20 protein-coding genes are annotated in these 19,141 nt (G+C 60.0%); 8 read left to right on the plus strand and 12 right to left on the minus strand.

The features are described 5' to 3' along the window. The first annotated feature begins 35 nt into the window (after nucleotides 1–35). Entirely contained in the window at nucleotides 36–359 is a 324-nt protein-coding gene (gene trxA, locus HQ945_RS15925; RefSeq protein WP_027230897.1) for a thioredoxin, read from the plus strand. Between the two features lie 46 nt (nucleotides 360–405). On the opposite strand, the gene HQ945_RS15930 is transcribed toward trxA, so the two are convergent. The 10 genes from HQ945_RS15930 to HQ945_RS15975 form a co-directional block, all read right to left on the minus strand. Further along, the gene (locus tag HQ945_RS15930; RefSeq protein ID WP_174208276.1) at nucleotides 406–1,734 is read right to left on the minus strand and encodes a bifunctional folylpolyglutamate synthase/dihydrofolate synthase; all 1,329 of its coding nucleotides are present in this window, start codon (nucleotides 1,732–1,734) and stop codon (nucleotides 406–408) included. Between the two features lie 33 nt (nucleotides 1,735–1,767). Continuing rightward, nucleotides 1,768–2,700 (minus strand): acetyl-CoA carboxylase, carboxyltransferase subunit beta, encoded by a 933-nt coding sequence (gene accD / locus HQ945_RS15935; RefSeq protein ID WP_174208277.1) that lies wholly within the window; start codon nucleotides 2,698–2,700, stop codon nucleotides 1,768–1,770. 45 nt (nucleotides 2,701–2,745) lie between these two features. Continuing rightward, nucleotides 2,746–3,585 carry a tryptophan synthase subunit alpha gene (gene trpA, locus HQ945_RS15940; RefSeq protein ID WP_174208278.1) on the minus strand — a complete coding sequence of 280 codons (840 nt, stop codon included), beginning with the start codon at nucleotides 3,583–3,585 and terminating at the stop codon, nucleotides 2,746–2,748. A 2-nt stretch (nucleotides 3,586–3,587) separates the two neighbouring features. Next, entirely contained in the window at nucleotides 3,588–4,838 is a 1,251-nt protein-coding gene (trpB, locus tag HQ945_RS15945) for a tryptophan synthase subunit beta (RefSeq protein WP_174208279.1), read from the minus strand. A 45-nt stretch (nucleotides 4,839–4,883) separates the two neighbouring features. Then, on the minus strand, nucleotides 4,884–5,543 hold the full coding sequence (locus HQ945_RS15950; RefSeq protein WP_113279906.1) for a phosphoribosylanthranilate isomerase: 660 nt from the start codon (nucleotides 5,541–5,543) through the stop codon (nucleotides 4,884–4,886). 55 nt (nucleotides 5,544–5,598) lie between these two features. Beyond that, a complete protein-coding gene (locus HQ945_RS15955; protein WP_113279905.1) occupies nucleotides 5,599–6,240 on the minus strand; it encodes a YdcF family protein in 642 nt (213 codons plus the stop codon). Then, a complete protein-coding gene (locus HQ945_RS15960; protein ID WP_113279904.1) occupies nucleotides 6,240–6,998 on the minus strand; it encodes a M48 family metallopeptidase in 759 nt (252 codons plus the stop codon). Before HQ945_RS15960 ends, HQ945_RS15955 begins: the two co-directional genes overlap by 1 nt. Nucleotides 6,999–7,100: 102 nt before the next feature. Beyond that, on the minus strand, nucleotides 7,101–7,547 hold the full coding sequence (locus HQ945_RS15965; RefSeq protein WP_113279903.1) for a DUF2852 domain-containing protein: 447 nt from the start codon (nucleotides 7,545–7,547) through the stop codon (nucleotides 7,101–7,103). Between the two features lie 117 nt (nucleotides 7,548–7,664). Further along, a complete protein-coding gene (locus HQ945_RS15970) occupies nucleotides 7,665–8,810 on the minus strand; it encodes a benzoate/H(+) symporter BenE family transporter (RefSeq protein WP_174208280.1) in 1,146 nt (381 codons plus the stop codon). Between the two features lie 9 nt (nucleotides 8,811–8,819). Beyond that, nucleotides 8,820–9,620: an alpha/beta hydrolase gene (locus HQ945_RS15975; RefSeq protein ID WP_091921540.1), complete on the minus strand. Its 801-nt coding sequence runs from the start codon at nucleotides 9,618–9,620 to the stop codon at nucleotides 8,820–8,822. A 219-nt stretch (nucleotides 9,621–9,839) separates the two neighbouring features. Between HQ945_RS15975 and infC the strand changes: the two genes are divergently transcribed. The 5 genes from infC (at nucleotide 9,840) to pheT (ending at nucleotide 14,950) form a co-directional block, all read left to right on the plus strand. Next, nucleotides 9,840–10,376, plus strand: a complete 537-nt coding sequence (infC, locus tag HQ945_RS15980) for a translation initiation factor IF-3 (protein WP_036813559.1) — start codon at nucleotides 9,840–9,842, stop codon at nucleotides 10,374–10,376. Between the two features lie 241 nt (nucleotides 10,377–10,617). Then, on the plus strand, nucleotides 10,618–10,818 hold the full coding sequence (gene rpmI, locus HQ945_RS15985) for a 50S ribosomal protein L35 (protein ID WP_027230885.1): 201 nt from the start codon (nucleotides 10,618–10,620) through the stop codon (nucleotides 10,816–10,818). Between the two features lie 41 nt (nucleotides 10,819–10,859). Next, on the plus strand, nucleotides 10,860–11,261 hold the full coding sequence (gene rplT, locus HQ945_RS15990; RefSeq protein ID WP_027230884.1) for a 50S ribosomal protein L20: 402 nt from the start codon (nucleotides 10,860–10,862) through the stop codon (nucleotides 11,259–11,261). 111 nt (nucleotides 11,262–11,372) lie between these two features. Continuing rightward, a complete protein-coding gene (gene pheS, locus HQ945_RS15995) occupies nucleotides 11,373–12,455 on the plus strand; it encodes a phenylalanine--tRNA ligase subunit alpha (RefSeq protein ID WP_027230883.1) in 1,083 nt (360 codons plus the stop codon). 86 nt (nucleotides 12,456–12,541) lie between these two features. After that, nucleotides 12,542–14,950 (plus strand): phenylalanine--tRNA ligase subunit beta, encoded by a 2,409-nt coding sequence (gene pheT / locus HQ945_RS16000; protein WP_174208281.1) that lies wholly within the window; start codon nucleotides 12,542–12,544, stop codon nucleotides 14,948–14,950. Between the two features lie 131 nt (nucleotides 14,951–15,081). Here the strand turns inward: pheT and HQ945_RS16005 are convergent, their stop codons facing one another. Together HQ945_RS16005 and HQ945_RS16010 are read right to left on the minus strand one after the other, a co-directional pair. Further along, complete coding sequence (locus tag HQ945_RS16005; RefSeq protein ID WP_027230881.1) at nucleotides 15,082–15,894, minus strand: aspartyl/asparaginyl beta-hydroxylase domain-containing protein; 813 nt, start codon at nucleotides 15,892–15,894, stop codon at nucleotides 15,082–15,084. A gap of 195 nt (nucleotides 15,895–16,089) precedes the next feature. Further along, entirely contained in the window at nucleotides 16,090–17,085 is a 996-nt protein-coding gene (locus HQ945_RS16010) for an aldo/keto reductase (protein WP_027230880.1), read from the minus strand. A gap of 100 nt (nucleotides 17,086–17,185) precedes the next feature. Here HQ945_RS16010 and HQ945_RS16015 point away from each other — a divergent pair, with 100 nt between their 5' ends. Together HQ945_RS16015 and HQ945_RS16020 are read left to right on the plus strand one after the other, a co-directional pair. Further along, complete coding sequence (locus HQ945_RS16015; protein WP_113279899.1) at nucleotides 17,186–18,076, plus strand: LysR family transcriptional regulator; 891 nt, start codon at nucleotides 17,186–17,188, stop codon at nucleotides 18,074–18,076. 37 nt (nucleotides 18,077–18,113) lie between these two features. Further along, nucleotides 18,114–19,100 (plus strand): Gfo/Idh/MocA family protein, encoded by a 987-nt coding sequence (locus tag HQ945_RS16020; protein WP_174208282.1) that lies wholly within the window; start codon nucleotides 18,114–18,116, stop codon nucleotides 19,098–19,100. Nucleotides 19,101–19,141: the final 41 nt, after the last annotated feature.

Here is a 19,141-nt window from a genome sequence, read left to right on the forward strand (position 1 = left end):
TGCAACACATTCAACAAACCTACAAGGAAAAGCCTATGGCTACCGTCAAGATCGACACCAGCAATTTTCAGTCCGATGTAATCCAGGCTGGCCAGCCTGTCGTCGTTGATTTCTGGGCGGAGTGGTGCGGCCCCTGCAAGATGATCGCGCCGGCCCTCGAGGAAATAGCTTCGGAGATGGAAGGCAAGGTCACGATCGCCAAGGTCAACATCGATGAGAATCCGGAACTGGCCGCCCAGTTCGGCGTCCGTTCCATCCCGACCCTTCTGATGTTCAAGGATGGCGAACTTGCCGCCAACCTCGTTGGTGCTGCTCCGAAGAGCAAGCTCAGCGACTGGATCAGAAATTCGGCTGCCTGATCAATCCGGACTGCACAATAAAAAACCCGGCCTTATGCCGGGTTTTTTATTGTGGCGGCGTGCCGTTGTCGGAGAGCACTTCGCCGGCAAGATAGAGCGAGCCGCCGATGAGGATGCGCGGCGCGGGCTCGCTGGAGTCCCAGCTATCGCGCAAGATTTTCAGGGCATTCTCCACCGAATGCACCGGCTCGGCGGAAAGACCCGCTTCATTGGCAGCGATTGCCAGCTCGTCGTGGGGGATACCGGCGCCGCTGGAGCGGATCGGCACCGTATAGACGTGGCGCGCCATGCCGGTGAATGCCTGGAAGTATCCCACCGGGTCCTTGGTATTGATCATGCCCGTAATGAGGAAAAGCGGGCGCTGGCTGCGGTCTTCAAGGGTGGCGATCGCCTCTGCGACCACGAGGCCCGCACCGGGATTGTGCCCGCCGTCGAGCCAGATCTCCGAACCGGGTACGGATAGTTCAACAAGCTTGCCCTTGACGAGGCGCTGCATGCGCGCCGGCCACTCCACGGTGGTCATGGCGCGCTCGACGGCCTGTTCGGGAACTTTAAAGCCGGCGGTCCGCACGGCCTGGATGGCCGCGGCCGCATTGGCCAGTTGATGGCGGCCAAGAAGGTTCGGCAGGGGCAGGTCCATCAGGCCGGTATTGTCCTGATAGATCATGCGGCCGCGCTCTTCGAAACTCAGGAAATCCTGGCCATAGACGGCATAGGGGCAATCGCGCCGCTCTGCGGTCTCGATCAGGACCATGCGCACGGCTTCTTCGTCCTGCGCGCCAATAACGACGGGGCAACGCGGCTTGATAATGCCCGCCTTCTCGGCTGCAATGAGCTCCACACGATCGCCAAGATAGGGCTGGTGGTCGAGCGAGATCGGCATGATGACGCTGACCGCCGGCTCCGGGATCACATTTGTCGCGTCGAACCTTCCGCCAAGACCGACCTCAAGGACAACGGCGTCCGCCGGGTGCTCGGAAAAAAGCACAAAGGTGACTGCCGTCAAAATTTCAAAAACGGTGATCGCCTGCCCGGCGTTGGCTTCGGCGACGCGTTTCACCGCTTCCGCCAGAACCACATCCTCGACAATCTTGCCGCCGCCCGGTGCACCGAGCCTGTAACGCTCATGCCAGCGCACGAGATGGGGGGAGGTATGCACATGCGCGGTATAGCCCGCAGCCTCGAGCAGTGCGCGAGAGAAGGCTACCGCCGAACCCTTGCCGTTGGTCCCGGCGACATGGATCACCGGCGGGAGTCTCAGATGCGGATTGCCCAACGTGTCGAGCAGGCGTGTGATCCGGCCGAGCGACAGGTCGAAGCCCTTCGGGTGCAAGCCGAGCAGCCGTTCTATTTCCTTTTCAGCATGCGACGACATTGCACATCCGGCTTTAGGTATGGCGCAGCGGCATCAGGAATCGGCCTTGGCCGGAACCGGCAAAGCGGTGGTGGCGAGACCATTCGGCACATCGGTCTCCTCGGCAATTTCCGTCGCCGGCTGGCCCATCATCATCTTGAGGAGCCGGGCAATAGTCGTCTTGAGCTGCGGCCGCGGCACCACCATGTCGACCATGCCGTGGGTTTTCAAATATTCGGCGCGCTGGAAACCTTCCGGCAGTTTCTCGCGGATGGTCTGTTCGATGACGCGCTGCCCGGCAAAGCCGATCAGGGCGCCTGGTTCTGCAATATGGATATCGCCGAGCATGGCATAGGATGCGGAGACGCCGCCGGTCGTCGGATTGGTCAGGACGACGATATAGGGCAGGCCGGCTTCCTTCAGCATTTCCACGGCAACCGTGGTGCGCGGCAGCTGCATCAGCGAAAGAATGCCCTCTTGCATGCGCGCCCCGCCCGATGCGGCAAAGAGCACCAGCGGCTTCTTCTGTGCGATCGCTGTTTCAAAACCCTTGATGATTGCCTCGCCCGCTGCCATCCCGAGCGAACCGCCCATGAAGCTGAAGTCGTGGATCGTGACGACGATCGGCAGACCCTCGATGGTGCCGAGGGCGTTGATGATTGCGTCGTCCTGCCCGGTCTTGGTGCGATGTTCCTTGAGGCGGTCGATATAGCGCTTCTCATCGCGGAATTTCAAAGGATCGATGGCGACCTTGGGCTGCTCGAGCGTCTCGAAAATCCCGTCATCGAAGAAAAAGCGCAGCCGATCACGCGCCGGAATGCGCATGTGGTGGCCGGAAGACGGCACGACCCTCTGGTTCTTTTCGAGATCCGTGTGGAAGACCATCTCTCCGGACTCCGGATCCTTGATCCAGAGATTCTCCGGCATTTCACGGCGGCCAAGCATCGAGTTGATCTTTGGCCGAACGTAATTCGTGATCCAGTTCATGATCGGTCCTGTTCTTCCGTCAAAGGTTCAGGTGATTTAGAGCTTCTACTCGGCCGCCGCAAGGCGTACAGCCCTGACGCCGCTGGAGAGGCCCTGCACCATGGTGGCAACTGCCTCGGCAGGATCGGCGACCAGCGAGCCATCGGGACGGATCGTATTGGCAACGGCATTGATGATCGCCGTACCGACGACGACACCGTCGGCAGCGCTGCCGATCACTTTCGCCTGTTCTGCGGTCTTGACGCCGAAACCGACGACGACCGGAAGGTCCGTGTGCTTCTTGATGCGCTCCACGGCGCTCGCAACCTTCGACGTGTCAGGAAGCGCCGAGCCGGTGATGCCGGTCATCGATACGTAGTAGACGAAGCCGGAGGTGTTCTGCAGCACTTTCGGCAGGCGCTTTTCGTCCGTCGTCGGCGTCGCCAGGCGAATGAAGTTGATCCCGGCCTTGATAGCGGGGATGCACAGCTCTTCGTCCATTTCCGGCGGCAGGTCGACGATGATGAGACCATCGATTCCCGCCGCAACGGCATCCTTCAGGAAGCGGTCGACACCGTAAATGTAGATGGGATTGTAGTAGCCCATCAGCACGATCGGCGTCGTATCGTCGCTCGCGCGAAACTGCTTGGCAAGCTCCAGGGTCTTGGTCAGGGTCATGCCTTTTTTCAGCGCCCGCAGGCCCGCAGCCTGAATGGCGGGGCCATCAGCCATGGGATCGGAAAAGGGCACGCCGAGTTCGATGATATCGGAACCCGAGACCGGCAACGACTTCATGATCTTGAGCGAGGTGTCGAAATCCGGGTCGCCGCCCATGAAGTAGGTCACGAGCGCCGGACGACCCTCGGCTTTCAGTGCAGCAAATTTCCTGTCGATACGCGTCGTCATGATCAGATGTCCATTCCAAGCAGTTTGCCGACCGTGTGTACGTCCTTATCGCCGCGGCCGGATAGATTGACGATCATGATCTTGTCCTGCGCCATCTGCGGCGCGATCTTCACCGCGTGCGCGATGGCGTGGGCGGATTCGAGCGCCGGAATAATACCCTCTACGCGTGTGGTCAGCTGGAAGGCGTCGAGCGCCTCATTGTCAAGGATCGGCACGTAGGAAACGCGGCCCGTATCGCGCAGCCAGGAATGCTCGGGTCCGACGCCCGGATAATCAAGGCCGGCCGAAACCGAGTGGCCGTCAAGGATCTGGCCATCCTGATCCTGCAGGAGGTAGGTGCGGTTGCCGTGCAAAACGCCGGGACGGCCAGCGCTCATCGAGGCACAATGTTCGATACCGTCAAGCCCTCGTCCGCCAGCCTCGATACCGATGATGTCGACGCTCTTGTCGTCAAGGAACGGGTGGAACAGGCCGATTGCGTTGGACCCGCCGCCGACGGCAGCGATGATCGTGTCGGGCAGGCGCCCCTCCTGTTCGAGGATCTGCTCGCGTGCCTCAATGCCGATGACGGACTGGAAGTCGCGAACGAGTTCGGGATAGGGATGGGGACCAGCGGCTGTGCCGATCAGGTAGTAGGTGTCGTCGACATTGGTGACCCAGTCACGCAACGCTTCGTTCATGGCATCCTTGAGCGTGCCATGGCCGGAGGAAACCGGCTTCACTTCGGCACCAAGCAGCTTCATGCGGAAGACGTTCGGCTTCTGCCGCTCGACGTCGGTCGCGCCCATATAGACGACGCAGGGGAGCCCGAAGCGAGCCGACACCGTAGCCGAGGCGACGCCATGCTGTCCGGCGCCAGTCTCGGCGATGATGCGGGTCTTGCCCATGCGCTTGGCGAGCAGGATTTGCCCGAGGCAATTGTTGATCTTGTGGCTGCCGGTGTGATTGAGGTCTTCGCGCTTGAAGTAGATCTTGGCGCCGCCATTGCCGCCCTGATCCTTGGCGAGCTGGCGCACGTGCCGGGTTAGGCCCTCGGCATAATAGAGCTTGGACGGCCGGCCGGCGTAGTGCGTGGAAAGCGCCTGAAGCTCGGCCTTGAAGGCCGGATCATTCTTGGCGTCGTCATAGGCCTGCTGCAATTCAAGAATGAGCGGCATCAGCGTTTCGGCAACAAAGCGCCCGCCGAAAATGCCGAACATGCCCTCTTCGTCGGGACCTGTCTTGAATGAATTGGGCTCAACCACCTTGTTCACTGCTCCACTCCGTTCCTGGGATAGTCGCCGAAGCGACTGCCCGCCTTAAGCCGCATCGGCGCTTTTGGCAGCGCGCACGGCCCTGAAAAATTCCTTGATAAGCCCGACATCCTTAACGCCGGGCGCCGATTCGACGCCGGATGAAATATCAATGCCGCCCGGCAATGTCTCCTGCAATGCCTGGCCGATATTACCGGCATTCAGCCCGCCGGACAGAATGTAATCGAGCGAGCCGTCAAGCTCACTCAAGACCTGCCAATCGAACGCGACGCCATTGCCACCCGGCAAGGCCGAGCCTGCAGGTGCCTTGGCATCGAACATCAGCCGATCGGCGATGCCGATGTACGGTTCGATCTGCGCAAGGTCGCCGCGCTCGCGCAGCGAGAAGACCTTGATCACCGGGAGGCCATAACGCGCTTTCACCTGCCGCACGCGCGAGACGCTCTCGTGGCCGTGCAACTGCAGCATATCAGGCGCCATTTCCGAAACGATCGCATCGAGCGCGGCATCGTCGGCATCAACGGTAACGGCAACGGCCTTTGCTCGGCCTGCGGCGGCGCGGCGCAGACGACCGGCCTCGGCAGGGTTAATATTGCGCGGGCTCTTTGCAAAGAAGATGAAGCCGATATGCGTGGCGCCACCGTCGAGGGCAGCGGCAACTGCTTCGTCGGTTTTCAATCCGCATATCTTTATATCAAGGCTCATGACCCGCCACTCGCATGAAAATGCGCCAAAGTCGAGGATTTTGCATCGGACTCTGTCACAGATGGTGGTGATAGCCCTTCGCGACAAGAAATTCGAACGCATCCGCGACGGATACGGGGATGGATTGCGCTGTCTGATAGCCTTTTATGGGGTAAATCCTCATGCGATGCACGTCGCCGACCATCTCGTTGATAAGGCCCTCAAGCGAATAGGCCGTCGTCGGTTGGTCTTCGAAACGGGTAAGTGGTGCGGTCACCAGCGTTGCAACTTCAGGCCATTGTGCATCCGCCGTGGCGCGGACGCGCCGCTGGGTCTGCGGCTTAGTGACCATAATGACCCGCTGGATATGCTCGCCGGCCATTGATCTGGCAAAGCGGATATTCTCGCCGATATTGGTGGCGTGGGGCTCGATGAGAATGGAGACGGCGGGCACGCCAAGATTGACGGCACGGTGCGCAAACGCCTCTGCCTCGCTGCTTTCATAAAGGTTGCCGGTCCAGTTGCCGGATTTGCCGGTAAAGAGAATACGCGGCGCCAGACCCTGATGAAACAACGCGGCGCAATGGTCGGCGACGCGCAGATCGTAGCTGCCGAGCCCGATGATCAGGTCCGCCTTGGCGAGCGGATCGTAGATGTGGTGATATTCCCACAGCGTTTTTGCGGCCTGCAAAACCGGCGTTGGAAGTTCCACTGCCATCAGCTGAAATCGATTGCCTGCAATGCGCCGCCATTGCGCTTCAGCCAGGCCTTGCAGCGCTCGGTATCCGGGCAAAGTTCGCCGCACAACTTCCAGAATTTCGGACCGTGGTTCATTTCCTTAAGGTGGGCGACCTCGTGCGCGACCAGATAATTGATGATCGGCGGCGGGGCCATCATGATGCGCCAGGAAAAGGACAGCGTGCCATCGGAGGTGCAAGAGCCCCAGCGGCTTTTCGTATCCTTCAACCGCACCGCTTTTGCGCGTCTGCCGACAGCCGCAGTATGGCGCGCGACGAGCATCTCAAGATCACGGCGGGCTTCCCGCTTGAGGAAATCGCCGACGCGGCGGGCAAGATGTGGGCGGTCACCGCAGATGATGAGCAATGGCCCGTCTGGCCCCTGCTCCTGCCGGACCGTGCCGCGCTTGGCGGGTTCGTGAACGATGAGATGCGGCACACCTCGCACCGGTATCTTCACGCCGGGGCGCACCTTGGGCTGGTCGGGCATCTTGGAGATGCGGGTCTCGATCCAACCCTCGTGGCGCGTGAGGAACTTATCGATCTCTCGCGCCGGCATGCCGGGTGGCACGGTCATGCGCAGTCCCTTGCCACCGGCGTCGATCCGCAGCGTCAAGCGTGTAGCGCGAGGGTTCTCCATGACGCGCAGCGGCAGAACGCGCCCGGCCACCTCGTAGCTGCGTTCAGCCGTGAGCGTGGCGGACTTTTTCGGCGGATTCCGAAACAGGGACAGGATCATGCGGCCACTTTAGTTGATTCGAGGGGTGTCGCCAGCCAAAACAGGAGCGGCGCCGGGACATCCCGGCGCCGCCTCATAAAGCAACGAACGATTGAAACAGGGTTATTCGCCGTTGCCTTCATTCACATCAGGAACCGATCCCGAAGGCTTCCTGGCGTTGCGATCGGCCATGAAGCGGTCGAATTCTTCCCTGTCCTTGGCGCGGCGCAGTTCCTGCGCATAGGTCTCGAACTCGGCGCGCATCTCTTCGAGCTTGCGGCGTTCCTCGTCGAGGCGCTCCAGTTCCTTCTCGCGCCATTCGTCGAAGGCGACGTTGCCGGTGCCGAACGGACCTCGGCCGAAACGCTGCGAACGGCTATTGCGGCGCCACGCACCGCAGACGTTTTCAGCGGCATTGTTCATTTCGTGTTTGAAACCGCCAAACCGGTTGCCCCAGACAATGTAGGCAAGCATGGCTAAGCCAAGTGGCCAGAACAGCATGAAACCGATAATCATCAGAGCGATGGTCGCCGGGGTCCAGCCTGGCCGGATCAAAGCAGCATTGTTCATCTAAAGCCCTTCCTTACTGAAGAAAGCCCGACCCCGATTGGTCGATCGATTACGACATGGGAAGGAAATTTTGGCTTTTCAAGAAAACGTGACTCCAAATGCGACAAGCCTTTGGAATCAGACCGCTTTCTTTACGTGATCGAGCCAATAGACGAGCAGGCCCGCAACGAGCGCCCAGAAGGCCGCGCCGATTCCCGCGATCGAGATGCCGGATGCCGTGACCGCGAAGGTCACGATTGCGGCAAGGCGCTCCTTTTCTGTCTTGAGCGCGAGCGATAGCGCGTTGGTAAATGCACCGATGAGGGCGAGGCCGGCGACGAGCGCGATCAGCGGCGCCGGCAGAACGGCGAACAGCGCGACGAGGGAGGCGCCGAAGATCGCAAATATCAGATAGGAAAGCGCATAGAACGGTCCGGTCAGCCAACGCTTCTGCGGGTCAGGATGGGCATCGGGACCGGTGCAGATGGCGGCCGAGATCGCCGCCATATTGCTGGTGTGCCCACCAAAGGGCGCGCTCAGCAGCGAGACAAGGCCGGTCACCTGCAAAGCCGCGGCCGTCGGCGGCTCGTAACCTGCCGCGCGCAAGACCGCAAAACCCGGCAGGTTCTGCGAAGCCATGGTGACGAGATAAAGCGGCAGGGCAAGGCCGATCATGGCGCGCAGGTCGAACACCGGCATGATCAGCGTCAATGTCGACAGTTCGACCGAGGGGACGCTTGCCACGCGCCCGCTAGCAAAGGCGTATACCACGCCGCCGAAAAGTACCGCGAGGACGGCCATGGCAGGGTTATAGAGCCGGATGATGAAGAACAGCGCCGCCAGCGGCAGAACAAACAGCGGATCAATCGGTATGGTTCGCGCCGCGCCGATGAGGAAGGCAAAGAGCACGCCGGCAAGCATGCCCGAGGCGATGGAAGCCGGGATCTTCGAGACGAAAGCCGAGACCGGCTTGATCAACCCCGTAAGGATGATGGCAAGGGCGGTGACGATAAAGGCACCGACGGCCTCAGGCATGGAAAAGCCGATAGACCCGCCGATAAGCGCAAGGCCAGGGGTCGACCATGCACTGATAATCGGCATTTTGTAGCGCCAGCTGAGGTAGCCGGTGGCGAAGAACATTGCGAGACAGACCGCGGTGACCCAGCTTGCGGTCTCGGCCTGTGTCGCGCCCAGCGCCTGGGCCGCCGCGATAATCAGCGCCAGCGTACCGCCGAAACCGACGACCGCAGCAACGACGGCAGAAGCAACCACTGAAAAGCGCATGAGGGTGACCTATTGAACGGGCGGGCGGGACTTTGGATGGGTGATGCGATCGACCATTGAAGACACGGTTCGCGTCAGAAGTTCAAGGTCCTGCGGGCGGGAAAGGCGGTGGTCGCCGTCGCGAACGAGGGTGATCGTCACGTCGTCGACGGGAAGATGATCGACGAGTCGCAACGCATGGCGATAGGGAACGTCGTCGTCCTTCATGCCTTGGAGAATGTGAATGGGGCAGTCGGTCTGGATGACGCCCTTCAATACCTGGTTGGTACGCCCGTCTTCGAGCAGCTTCTTCGTGTAGATATAGGGCTCCGGCGAATACTCCGACGGCTCTTCCATATAGCCAAGCTCGGCGATCTGCCGCCGCTGCTTGTTGGTCAGTTGCGGCTCTACCAGTTCCGAGGTGAAGTCGGGCGCCGGCGCAATAAGGACGAGGCCGGCGACCCGTCCGCCTTCACCGACCTTCTGCAGTTCTTCGATGAGGCGTAGGGCAATCCAGCCGCCCATCGACGAGCCGATTACGATCTGGGGCCCGGAGGTGAAATCGCGGAACACCGCCAGCGTCTGTTCGAGCCAGAGCGAAATCGTGCCGTCGCGGAATTCACCGCGGGATTCGCCGTGCCCGGAATAGTCGTGCCGAAGATAGGCAAGGCCACTGCTTGCAGCCCATTGATCGAGCCATTCGGCCTTGGTGCCGAGCATGTCCGAGCGATAGCCGCCGAGCCAGACGAGACCGGGTTCGCCTCCATTCCGCCTGCGGTAGGCAATCTCGATCCCATCGACGGTGTGGAACTGGGGCGGGGTAATGTCCATGAGCATGCCTGTCATCTATCGCTATACTGCCTTTTGCCATGTTCGCACCTGGCAATAAAGCCCGCGATATTGCATAAAACTGAAACAATCCTATGTCTGTCATGGATGATTTATCCCGAAAAAAATGGTATTCGCATGGGCCCGACGCATAGAAGCATTGCGGCGCTGGTCCGACGGTGCTATTTGCGTTGACCGAAATAATTCAAGGAGACTACTGCCATTCGCCGACCCTTTAGAGCACAGGCGGTCCAGAAAGATGGACCTCGTTCGAACCGCGATATCCGCGTACCTCAGGTACAATTGATCGATGCCGAAGGTGAAAACCACGGTATCGTTACCATTCAGGCAGCACTGGCCATGGCCGATGAGGCCGGACTTGATCTCGTCGAGATCGTCCCCAATGCCGAGCCGCCGGTTTGCAAGATCGTCGATCTGGGCAAGCTGAAGTACCAGGGCCAGAAGAAGGCCGCTGAGGCGCGCAAGAAGCAGAAGACAGTCGAAATCAAAGAAATCAAGATGCGTCCGAACATCGATACGCATGACTATGATGTGAAGATGAAGGCGATCAAGCGGTTCTTCGATGAGGGCGACAAGGTCAAGGTAACGCTGCGTTTCCGCGGCCGTGAAATGGCGCACCAGGAACTCGGCATGCGTCTGCTCGACCGGGTGAAGGAAGATACTGTCGAGATTTCCAAGGTCGAGGCGGAGCCGAAGCTTGAAGGCCGCCAGATGATGATGGTGCTCGCACCGCGCTGACAGGCGCTTTCCTCGGATCAAGAGCCGCCTTCGGGCGGCTTTTTCATTTACAATCGGCCTTGATCGATTCAGTTGTTGCGCTTTTTCAGACTTCTGGTAATAAGGCCCCGTTCAAACCGCCCGGCAGGGCATGCCGTGGCGGTTTTGTATGCTTTCAGGCTTTGGTCGGCCTGAAGTGGAAAAACAGGAGCCGCCGTTTCATGGAAACACAAGGGCTCCTTTAGAAGAATGGAGTAGCAAAATGCCCAAGATGAAGACCAAATCTGCTGCCAAGAAGCGGTTCAAAGTAACCGGGACTGGCAAAGTCAAAGCCGCCGCCGCTGGCAAACGCCATGGCATGATCAAACGTTCGAACAAATTCATCCGTGACGCACGTGGCACAATGGTTCTTTCCGATGCCGATGCGAAGATCGTGAAGAAGTTCTTGCCCAACGGCCTCTAAGCCGGGCGCGTTTTTAGTCCTTAAGACAAGGAGATCATATCATGGCACGTGTAAAACGGGGCGTTACGTCCCACGCCAAGCACAAAAAAGTTCTGAAGCAGGCCGAGGGTTTCCGTGGCCGCCGCAAGAATACGATCCGCACCGCAAAGGCTGCCGTTGACCGTTCGAAGCAGTACGCTTATCGCGACCGCAAGAACAAGAAGCGCACGTTCCGCGCGCTCTGGACCCAGCGCATCAATGCCGCCGTGCGCGAGCATGGCCTGACCTACAGCCGTTTCATCGACGGCCTGTCGAAGTCGGGTATCGAAGTCGACCGTAAGGTTCTGTCGGATCTCGCGATCCACGAGCCGGAAGCATTCGGTGCACTCGTCGCATCTGCCAAGAAGGCGCTTGAGTACCTCAAGAACACCACTCCGAACGCTTTTGAAGGCGCTGTCCACTAAGCCCAGCGCTCCCAAAGCATTTTCGGAAAATTAGACTTGGGAAACCCGCGCTGGCTCGGCTGGCGCGGGTTTTTCGATTTTTGTCATTGACGATCAGACAGGTGATGAACGATGGACGACCTGGTAGAACTGGAAAGCGTGCTTGTCGCGCAGATTGAGGCAGCCAATGACGAAGCGGCCATTGAGGCCGTACGCATTGCTGCACTCGGCAAGAAGGGCTCGATCTCGGAGAAGCTGAAGTCGCTGGGCGCAATGTCGCCGGAAGAGCGCCAGTTCCAGGGCCCGGCCATCAATGGCCTGAAGAACCGGATCACCGAAGCGCTGACGGCCCGCAAGGCCGCCCTCAAGGATGTGGCCATCGCTCTTCGTCTCGAAAAGGAAAAGGTCGACATCACGCTGCCGGTCCGCGCCTCTCCGGTCGAGCGCGGCCGCATCCATCCAATCAGCCAGGTCATCGACGAGATCACGGCAATCTTCGCCGACATGGGCTTCTCCATTGCCGAAGGGCCAGACATCGAGACCGACTATTACAATTTCACAGCGCTGAATTTTCCGGAAGGCCATCCGGCGCGCGAGATGCACGACACCTTCTTCTTCAATCCGGATGCCAACGGCGAACGGCGTGTGTTGCGCACGCATACGAGCCCGGTTCAGGTCCGCACCATGGAGAACCAGAAGCCGCCGATTCGCATCGTTATTCCGGGCAAGACCTATCGCATGGATTCCGACGCGACCCATTCGCCGATGTTCCATCAGGTCGAAGGCCTCGTCATCGACAAGACGGCGAATGTCGCCAACATGAAATGGGTGCTCGAAGAGTTCTGCAAGGCGTTCTTCGAAGTGCCGTCGTTGAAGATGCGCTTCCGTCCATCCTATTTCCCGTTTACCGAGCCATCGCTTGAGGTCGACATCCAGTGCGATCGCTCCGGCAAGGAAGTGAAGTTCGGCGAGGGCAATGACTGGATGGAGATTCTTGGCTGCGGCATGGTGCATCCGAATGTGCTGCGCGCCGGCGGCCTCGATCCCGATGAGTATCAGGGCTTTGCCTGGGGCATGGGCATCGATCGCATTGCCATGCTGAAATACGGCATGCCGGATCTGCGCGCTTTCTTCGATGCGGATGTGCGCTGGCTGTCGCATTACGGCTTCCGCCCGCTCGACATGCCGACCCTATTTGGGGGCCTCAGCGCGTGAGCGGAGCGCTAAAAACCTGTTTCCGGTGCGAGCGGCTTGGCCTTGTCGAAACGCTCCAACGCTAAAATCTGAAAACGAGTGAAATCATGAAATTCACACTCTCCTGGCTAAAAGACCACCTCGAAACCGATGCGCCGCTCGACAAGATTGTCGAGACCCTGACGATGATCGGGCTCGAAGTGGAATCGCTCGACGACAAGGCGGCCTTGAAGCCCTTCGTCATTGCCAAGGTGCTGACTGCGGCCCGCCATCCCGACGCCGACAAATTGCAGGTTCTGACCGTCGACACGGGTGACGGCAAACCGCTACAGGTTGTCTGCGGCGCACCCAATGCGCGCGCCGGCTTGATCGGCGCGTTTGCGTCGCCCGGCACCTATGTCCCGGGCATTGATATTACGCTGTCGGTCGGCAAGATTCGCGGTGTCGAGAGCCATGGCATGATGTGTTCGGAACGCGAATTGCAGATGTCTGACGAGCACAATGGCATTATTGACCTGCCGGAAGATGCGCCCGTGGGCACCAGCTTTGCCGCCTATGCCGGGCTTGACGATCCTGTCATCGAGATCAATCTGACGCCCAACCGTCCGGATTGCACCAGTGTTTATGGGATCGCGCGCGACCTGGCTGCCGCCGGGATCGGCAAGCTCAGGCAACAGGCGATAGCGCCGGTGAAGGGAACGGGCGAGCCACAGGTTGGCGTTTCGCTCGATCTTGACCGCCACCTCTGCCCGGGTTTCGCCTGGCGCACGGTCAGGGGCGTCAAGAATGGCCATAGTCCGCAATGGCTGCAGCAGCGGCTGATCGCCATTGGCCTGCGGCCGATCAATGCGCTTGTCGATATTACCAACTACCTGACTTTCGACCGTGGCCGGCCCCTGCACGTGTTCGACGCCGACAAGGTGAAGGGCGATCTTACTGTTCGCCATGCCAGGGCAGGGGAGGAAATCCTCGGCCTCAATGGCAAGGAGTACAAGCTCGGCCCGGACAATGTCGTTATCGCCGATGCGGATGGGGTCGAGTCGATCGGCGGCATCATGGGTGGAGAGCATTCCGGCTGCGACGAGAACACCACCAATGTGGTGATTGAATCGGCCCTCTGGGATGCGATGAACATTGCTCGCACCGGCCGCAATCTCGGCATCATCACCGATGCGCGTTACCGCTTCGAGCGCGGTGTCGATCCGGAGTTCATGATTCCGGGGCTGGAACTGGCAACGCAGCTTGTGCTCGATTTCTGCGGCGGAACGCCGTCGGGGGCGAAGGTCGTCGGCTATGAAGGCCACACGCCGAAGGTGGTCCGCTTCCCGCTATCGGACGTCAAGCGTCTGACCGGCATCGAGGTGCCTGCCGCAACCAGTCTCGACATCCTTTCGCGCCTGGGTTTCGTGCCACAAGGCACGGGCGAGGCTGTGGACGTGATCGTGCCCTCCTGGCGTCCCGATATCGACGGTAAGGCCGATCTCGTCGAGGAGGTCATGCGTATTCACGGCGTCGACCTCATCGAGCCGCAAGCGCTGCCGAGCCATGCGACGGTCAATGGCAAGATTCTGACAACCCTGCAGATCCGCACCCGCCACGCCCGCCGGGCATTGGCAACGCGGGGCATGATGGAAGCTGTCACCTGGTCGTTCATTTCCGAAACGGCGGCCAAGGCATTTGGTGGCGGCCAGCCACAATTGAAGCTCGCCAATCCGATCGCTTCCGATATGTCGGACATGCGCCCCTCCCTGCTGCCCGGCCTGCTTGCTGCCGCCCAGCGCAATGCCGATCGCGGCTTTAGCGATCTTGCCCTGTTCGAGGTTTCCGGAACCTATGAGGGCGACACACCGGAAGCGCAGCGGCGCGTTGCCGCTGGCGTTCGCCGTGGCACCGCCCGTCTCGACGGCTCAGGCCGCCATTGGTCGGGCAATGCCGCGCCCGTTGGCGTTTTCGACGCCAAGGCCGATGCCCTCGCCGTGCTCGAGGCTTGCGGCGCGCCGGTGGACAAGCTGCAGGTCGAATACGGTGCTCCCGGCTGGTATCATCCCGGACGGTCGGGGGTGATCAAGCTTGGTCCCAAAGTGGTGCTCGGCACCTTTGGCGAGTTCCATCCGAAGACTCTGGAGACGCTCGATGTCGGCGGCACGCTCTGTGGCTTCGAGGTTTTCATCGACGCTATCCCGGAGCCGAAGCAGAAGGCGACGCGTACCAAGCCTGCGCTTAACCTGTCCGATTTCCAGGCGCTTCGCCGCGACTTTGCGTTCATCGTCGACAAGGGCGTTGAAGCTGGCACAATCGTCAAGGCCGCTCTCAACGGCGACAAGAAGCTGGTGACAGGCGTTCAGGTCTTCGACGTGTTCGAAGGCGCATCGCTCGGCCAAGACAAGAAGTCCGTGGCGATCGAGGTGGCGATCCAGCCGCAGGAGCGCACGCTGAACGACGAAGATTTGGAGGCGCTTTCGAAGCGGATTGTCGAGAATGTCGCCAAGCAGACCGGGGGCGTATTGCGGGGATAACCCCCTTCCCGGACCACGTCTTTTCACTGCTATCGCGGGTCATTTGCGATCCGCCTGGGTCCTCGGGACAAAAGCCCGAGGATAATGGGAGGTTCTATAAGGCGAAAGAAGAAGCACAGGCGAACGTTGCCTTACTTCTGAATGACCTTCCAGTTCTTGTAGAATACCGAATTGCTGCCCTTTAGGACGACACCCATGAAGGCGACGACGGCGGCGAAGAATCCCGGTACGTAGGACGGGCGCAGGATATCGACGAAGAGGCAATAGCGCGTCTGGTCGGTCTGGTTCACTGACTGGTGCATCAGCGTATCATCGAAGATGAAGAGCTTGTCGTCCTTCCAGTAACTGGTGGTGTCGCCGCACCAGATATAGGCCGAGCGGTCATTCATGTCGTTGATATTGTAGAGGACGCGGATCGTTGCGCGCATCGGCCCGAAGTGCTTCGACGTCGAATTCTTCTTGTTGAAGACCGAAACCCCGATCGTCTTCACGAAGTTGTACTTCTCGTAGAACGAAGGCACGTTGGCGAAGCTTGGCTGATCCTTGCCGTACCATTTGAAGAAGAACATGCTGCGCGATTGCTGCTCGGCGCGCTGCTGCAACTGGCCGACGATATTCTCCTTCTGAGTCGCCGTAATCAGGCGCTTCACCTCCGCCTGATAGTCGGAAGGCAGGTCCTGCAGGCGGTAAACGCCCTTGTTGATATAAGGGAGCGAGAGAAGGTCGAGAATGATATTCAGCGGCGAAAGAACCCAGGTGAAAATGCCGTTGCCGAAGAAATACTGCTCGATCACCTGCAAGTTGAGATTCTTGTTGCGCGACAAATCATAGATGCCGCAGATCAGATAGAAGATCACCAGATAGGGTACGAACCAGGCGATAATTGCCAGTACAACCAATCCGATACCCCAGCGCCTAAGCGACTTTTTCGTTGCTTTTTCCATGATGTTCCAGTTGAGCGCCATTATAGATTGGCCAACGGCGCGGCTTGTTGAGACAAATCGATCCTGCGCGATATACAACCGCCGACGCATTTTTAAAAGTGGCGAACGGCGGTCAGGTATAGGCACCGGGGGTCGGCAGTCTGTCAAGCCTCTGGAAGGAATGGCAGGGCGCCCGGAAACGCCCTGCGGTTGCAATCAGCCGTTGACGAGGGCGAGAGCCGCCTCGGTATAGCGCTTGCCGGCAACGCGGTTGGGAGAGAGCGCATCACCGATCTTCGCAAGGTCCGCCGTGGACAATTCGATATCAGCCGCGGCGGCATTCTCCTCGAGGTGCTTGATCTTGCGTGCGCCCGGTATCGGTACGATGAAATCACCCTGGTGCAGCACCCAGGCAAGCGCGAGCTGCGCCGGGGTTACACCCTTGTCGCCAGCAAGGCCCTTCAGCGTGGCGATCAGCACCGCATTCGCATCCATGTTCTCGGCCTGGAAGCGCGGCAGTGTCCGCCGCCAGTCATCCGTTCCGAGTTCGTCGGGCTTGCTGATCGTGCCGGTCAGAAGGCCGCGCCCGAGCGGGCTATAGGGAACGAAGCCGATGCCCAACTCCTTGCACACGGCGAGAACCTCGTCCTCGGGATCGCGGCTCCACAGAGAATATTCGCTTTGTACAGCGGCGATGGGATGCACCTTGTGCGCACGGCGGATCGTGGCGGCGCTCGCTTCCGAAAGGCCAAGCGCCTTGACCTTGCCTTGTTTTACGAGGTCGGCCATTGCGCCCACCGTGTCTTCGATCGGGACGTTCGGATCGACGCGGTGCTGGTAGAAGAGATCGATCTGCTCAATGCCAAGGCGTCCGAGCGAGGCCTCCGCGACTGCTTTCACGTGCTCCGGCCGGCTGTCGACGCCGGCCATGCGCGCAGCGCCCACGCCTTCGTCTGAAATCTTGAAGCCGAATTTCGTGGCGATCACCACCTTGTCCCTGCGGTCCTTCAGCGCCTTGCCGACCAGAATCTCATTCTCGAACGGGCCGTAGACCTCGGCCGTATCGAAGAAGGTGACGCCGATATCCACTGCGTGCTGCAGCGTGCGGATTGCATCGGCTTCCTCCTGCCCGCCATAGGCGAAGCTCATGCCCATGCAGCCGAGACCGACGGCCGAGACGTTGAGTTCCGTTCCAAGTTTGCGTTTTTCCATCACTGATCTCCTTGTCTCGTGTGGTGAGTCGAAGATAAGGCCTGTCGGAGTGTTCGATAATTCCTTGTCGGTGGCACAGCTTGTTCGATATGGTAGATCAATGGAACGATCCCGCCTGCCGCAACTTGCCGTTTTCGCCAGCGTCGCCGCTTGCGGCGGTTTTCGCGGTGCAGCCAAGGAACTCGGCATAGCGCCATCCGCAGTAAGCCATGCCATCTCCAGTCTCGAACAGGCCCTGGGCGTCAGGTTGCTGGCTCGCACCACGCGCAGCGTCACCGTCACCGAGGAAGGCGCGCTGCTGTTGAAGCGGCTGCGCCCGGCGCTCGGCGAGATCGACCTCGCGTTCGATGCGGTCAAGGAAGCGAATAATCGCGTTGCCGGCAATCTGCGCCTCAGTGTTCCGCCCTTCGCGGCCCACTGGCTGCTTGCGCCGCGGCTCGCCGCCTTCAGCGCGGCCTATCCCGGTGTCACGCTGGAACTCAGGGTCGAGGAACCGTTCAATGATATAGTCGCCGCTGGACTTGATGCCGGCATGCGCCTCGGCGAAAGCCTCGAGCCCGACATGATCGCCGTACCGCTGAGCGGTCCGATCCATGCCAATATCGTCGGCACCCCTGCCTACCTCGATGCGCACCCGTTGCCGTTGCATCCGCGCGATCTTGTCGCGCATCGCTGTATCCGTCGTCGCTTTGCCAGCGGTCAGGTCTATCGCTGGGAGTTTGAAAAGGATGGCGAGGAGATCGTCATCGATGTGAACGGCCCATTGGTCCTTGGCGATGACGGCCTGGTTATCGCCGCCGCTCTTGGCGGTGCAGGGCTCGCCTTTCTCCTCCAGCATATGGCGCAGGATGCGATTGCCGACGGTCGGCTGCGCTGCGTCCTTGAAGATTGGTGCGCGCCATTTCCGGGCGTCTATCTTTACTATCCGAGCCGCCGGCAAATGCGCCCGGCGCTGCGCGCTTTCATTGATTTCTTCCGCTTTACGACCTAGAGCAGTGCTTCCATTCGCCGAAACAGGAGAAGCCGTCATGTTCCGCTGGGGTGTTTTATCAACTGCCAAGATCGGAGTGACAGCCGTCATTCCGGCAATTTGCGACGCGGAAAACGGTGTACTCGCCGGGATTGCCAGCCGCGATCTTGCCAGGGCGCGCGCGGTTGCCGATCGTTTTGGCGCGCCACATGCATTCGGCTCCTATGAGGATATGCTCGCGTCCAGCGAAATCGACGGCGTTTATATCCCACTGCCGACGTCCCAGCACGTCGAATGGTCGCTGAAAGCCGCCGAGGCCGGCAAGCACGTCCTGTGTGAGAAGCCCATTTCGCTCAATGCCGGTGAAATCGATGCGCTGCTGGCCGCGCGCGACAAGAATGCCGTTTTGATTTCGGAGGCCTTCATGGTCACCTATCATCCGCAATGGCTGAAGGTGCGAGAGCTTGTCGCCGACGGCGCCATCGGTACGCTGCGCCAGGTGCAGGCGGCATTCACCTATTTCAACAAGGACGCCAACAATATGCGCAATCAGGTGTCGCTCGGCGGCGGCGCCCTGCCCGATATCGGCGTCTATCCGACGGTCGCGACCCGATTCGTTACCGGCAAGGAGCCCTTGCGTGTCGCCGCGAGCGTCGAGCGCGATCCCGAATTCGGCACCGATCGCTATGCCAGCGTCCGGGCCGATTTTGACGGGTTCGAACTCACTTTCTACGTCGCCACGCAACTCGCCGCCCGTCAGTCGATCGTATTCCACGGCGACAAGGGGTTTATCGAGGTCCTGGCGCCGTTCAACACCGGCAAATACGATCATGCCAAGATCACGCTGGATAATGCCAACCATAGCAGCGCGACCGAGTTCAACTTCAGCGATGTGAACCACTACCGTCTGGAGGTCGAGGCCTTCGCCCGCGCCGCCAAGGGTGAGAAGGCCCAAATCTTCACGCTGGAGGATTCGGTGCGCAACCAGAAGCTCATCGATGCGATCTATCGCGCCGATAAGAGCGGGGCCTGGGAAACGGTTTAAGATTTTGGCGACTTTCAATAAAAAACCGGCGGTCTCTCCGC

Origin of the sequence: Phyllobacterium pellucidum, from assembly GCF_013327855.1 — a bacterium.
Lineage (GTDB): Bacteria > Pseudomonadota > Alphaproteobacteria > Rhizobiales > Rhizobiaceae > Phyllobacterium > Phyllobacterium pellucidum.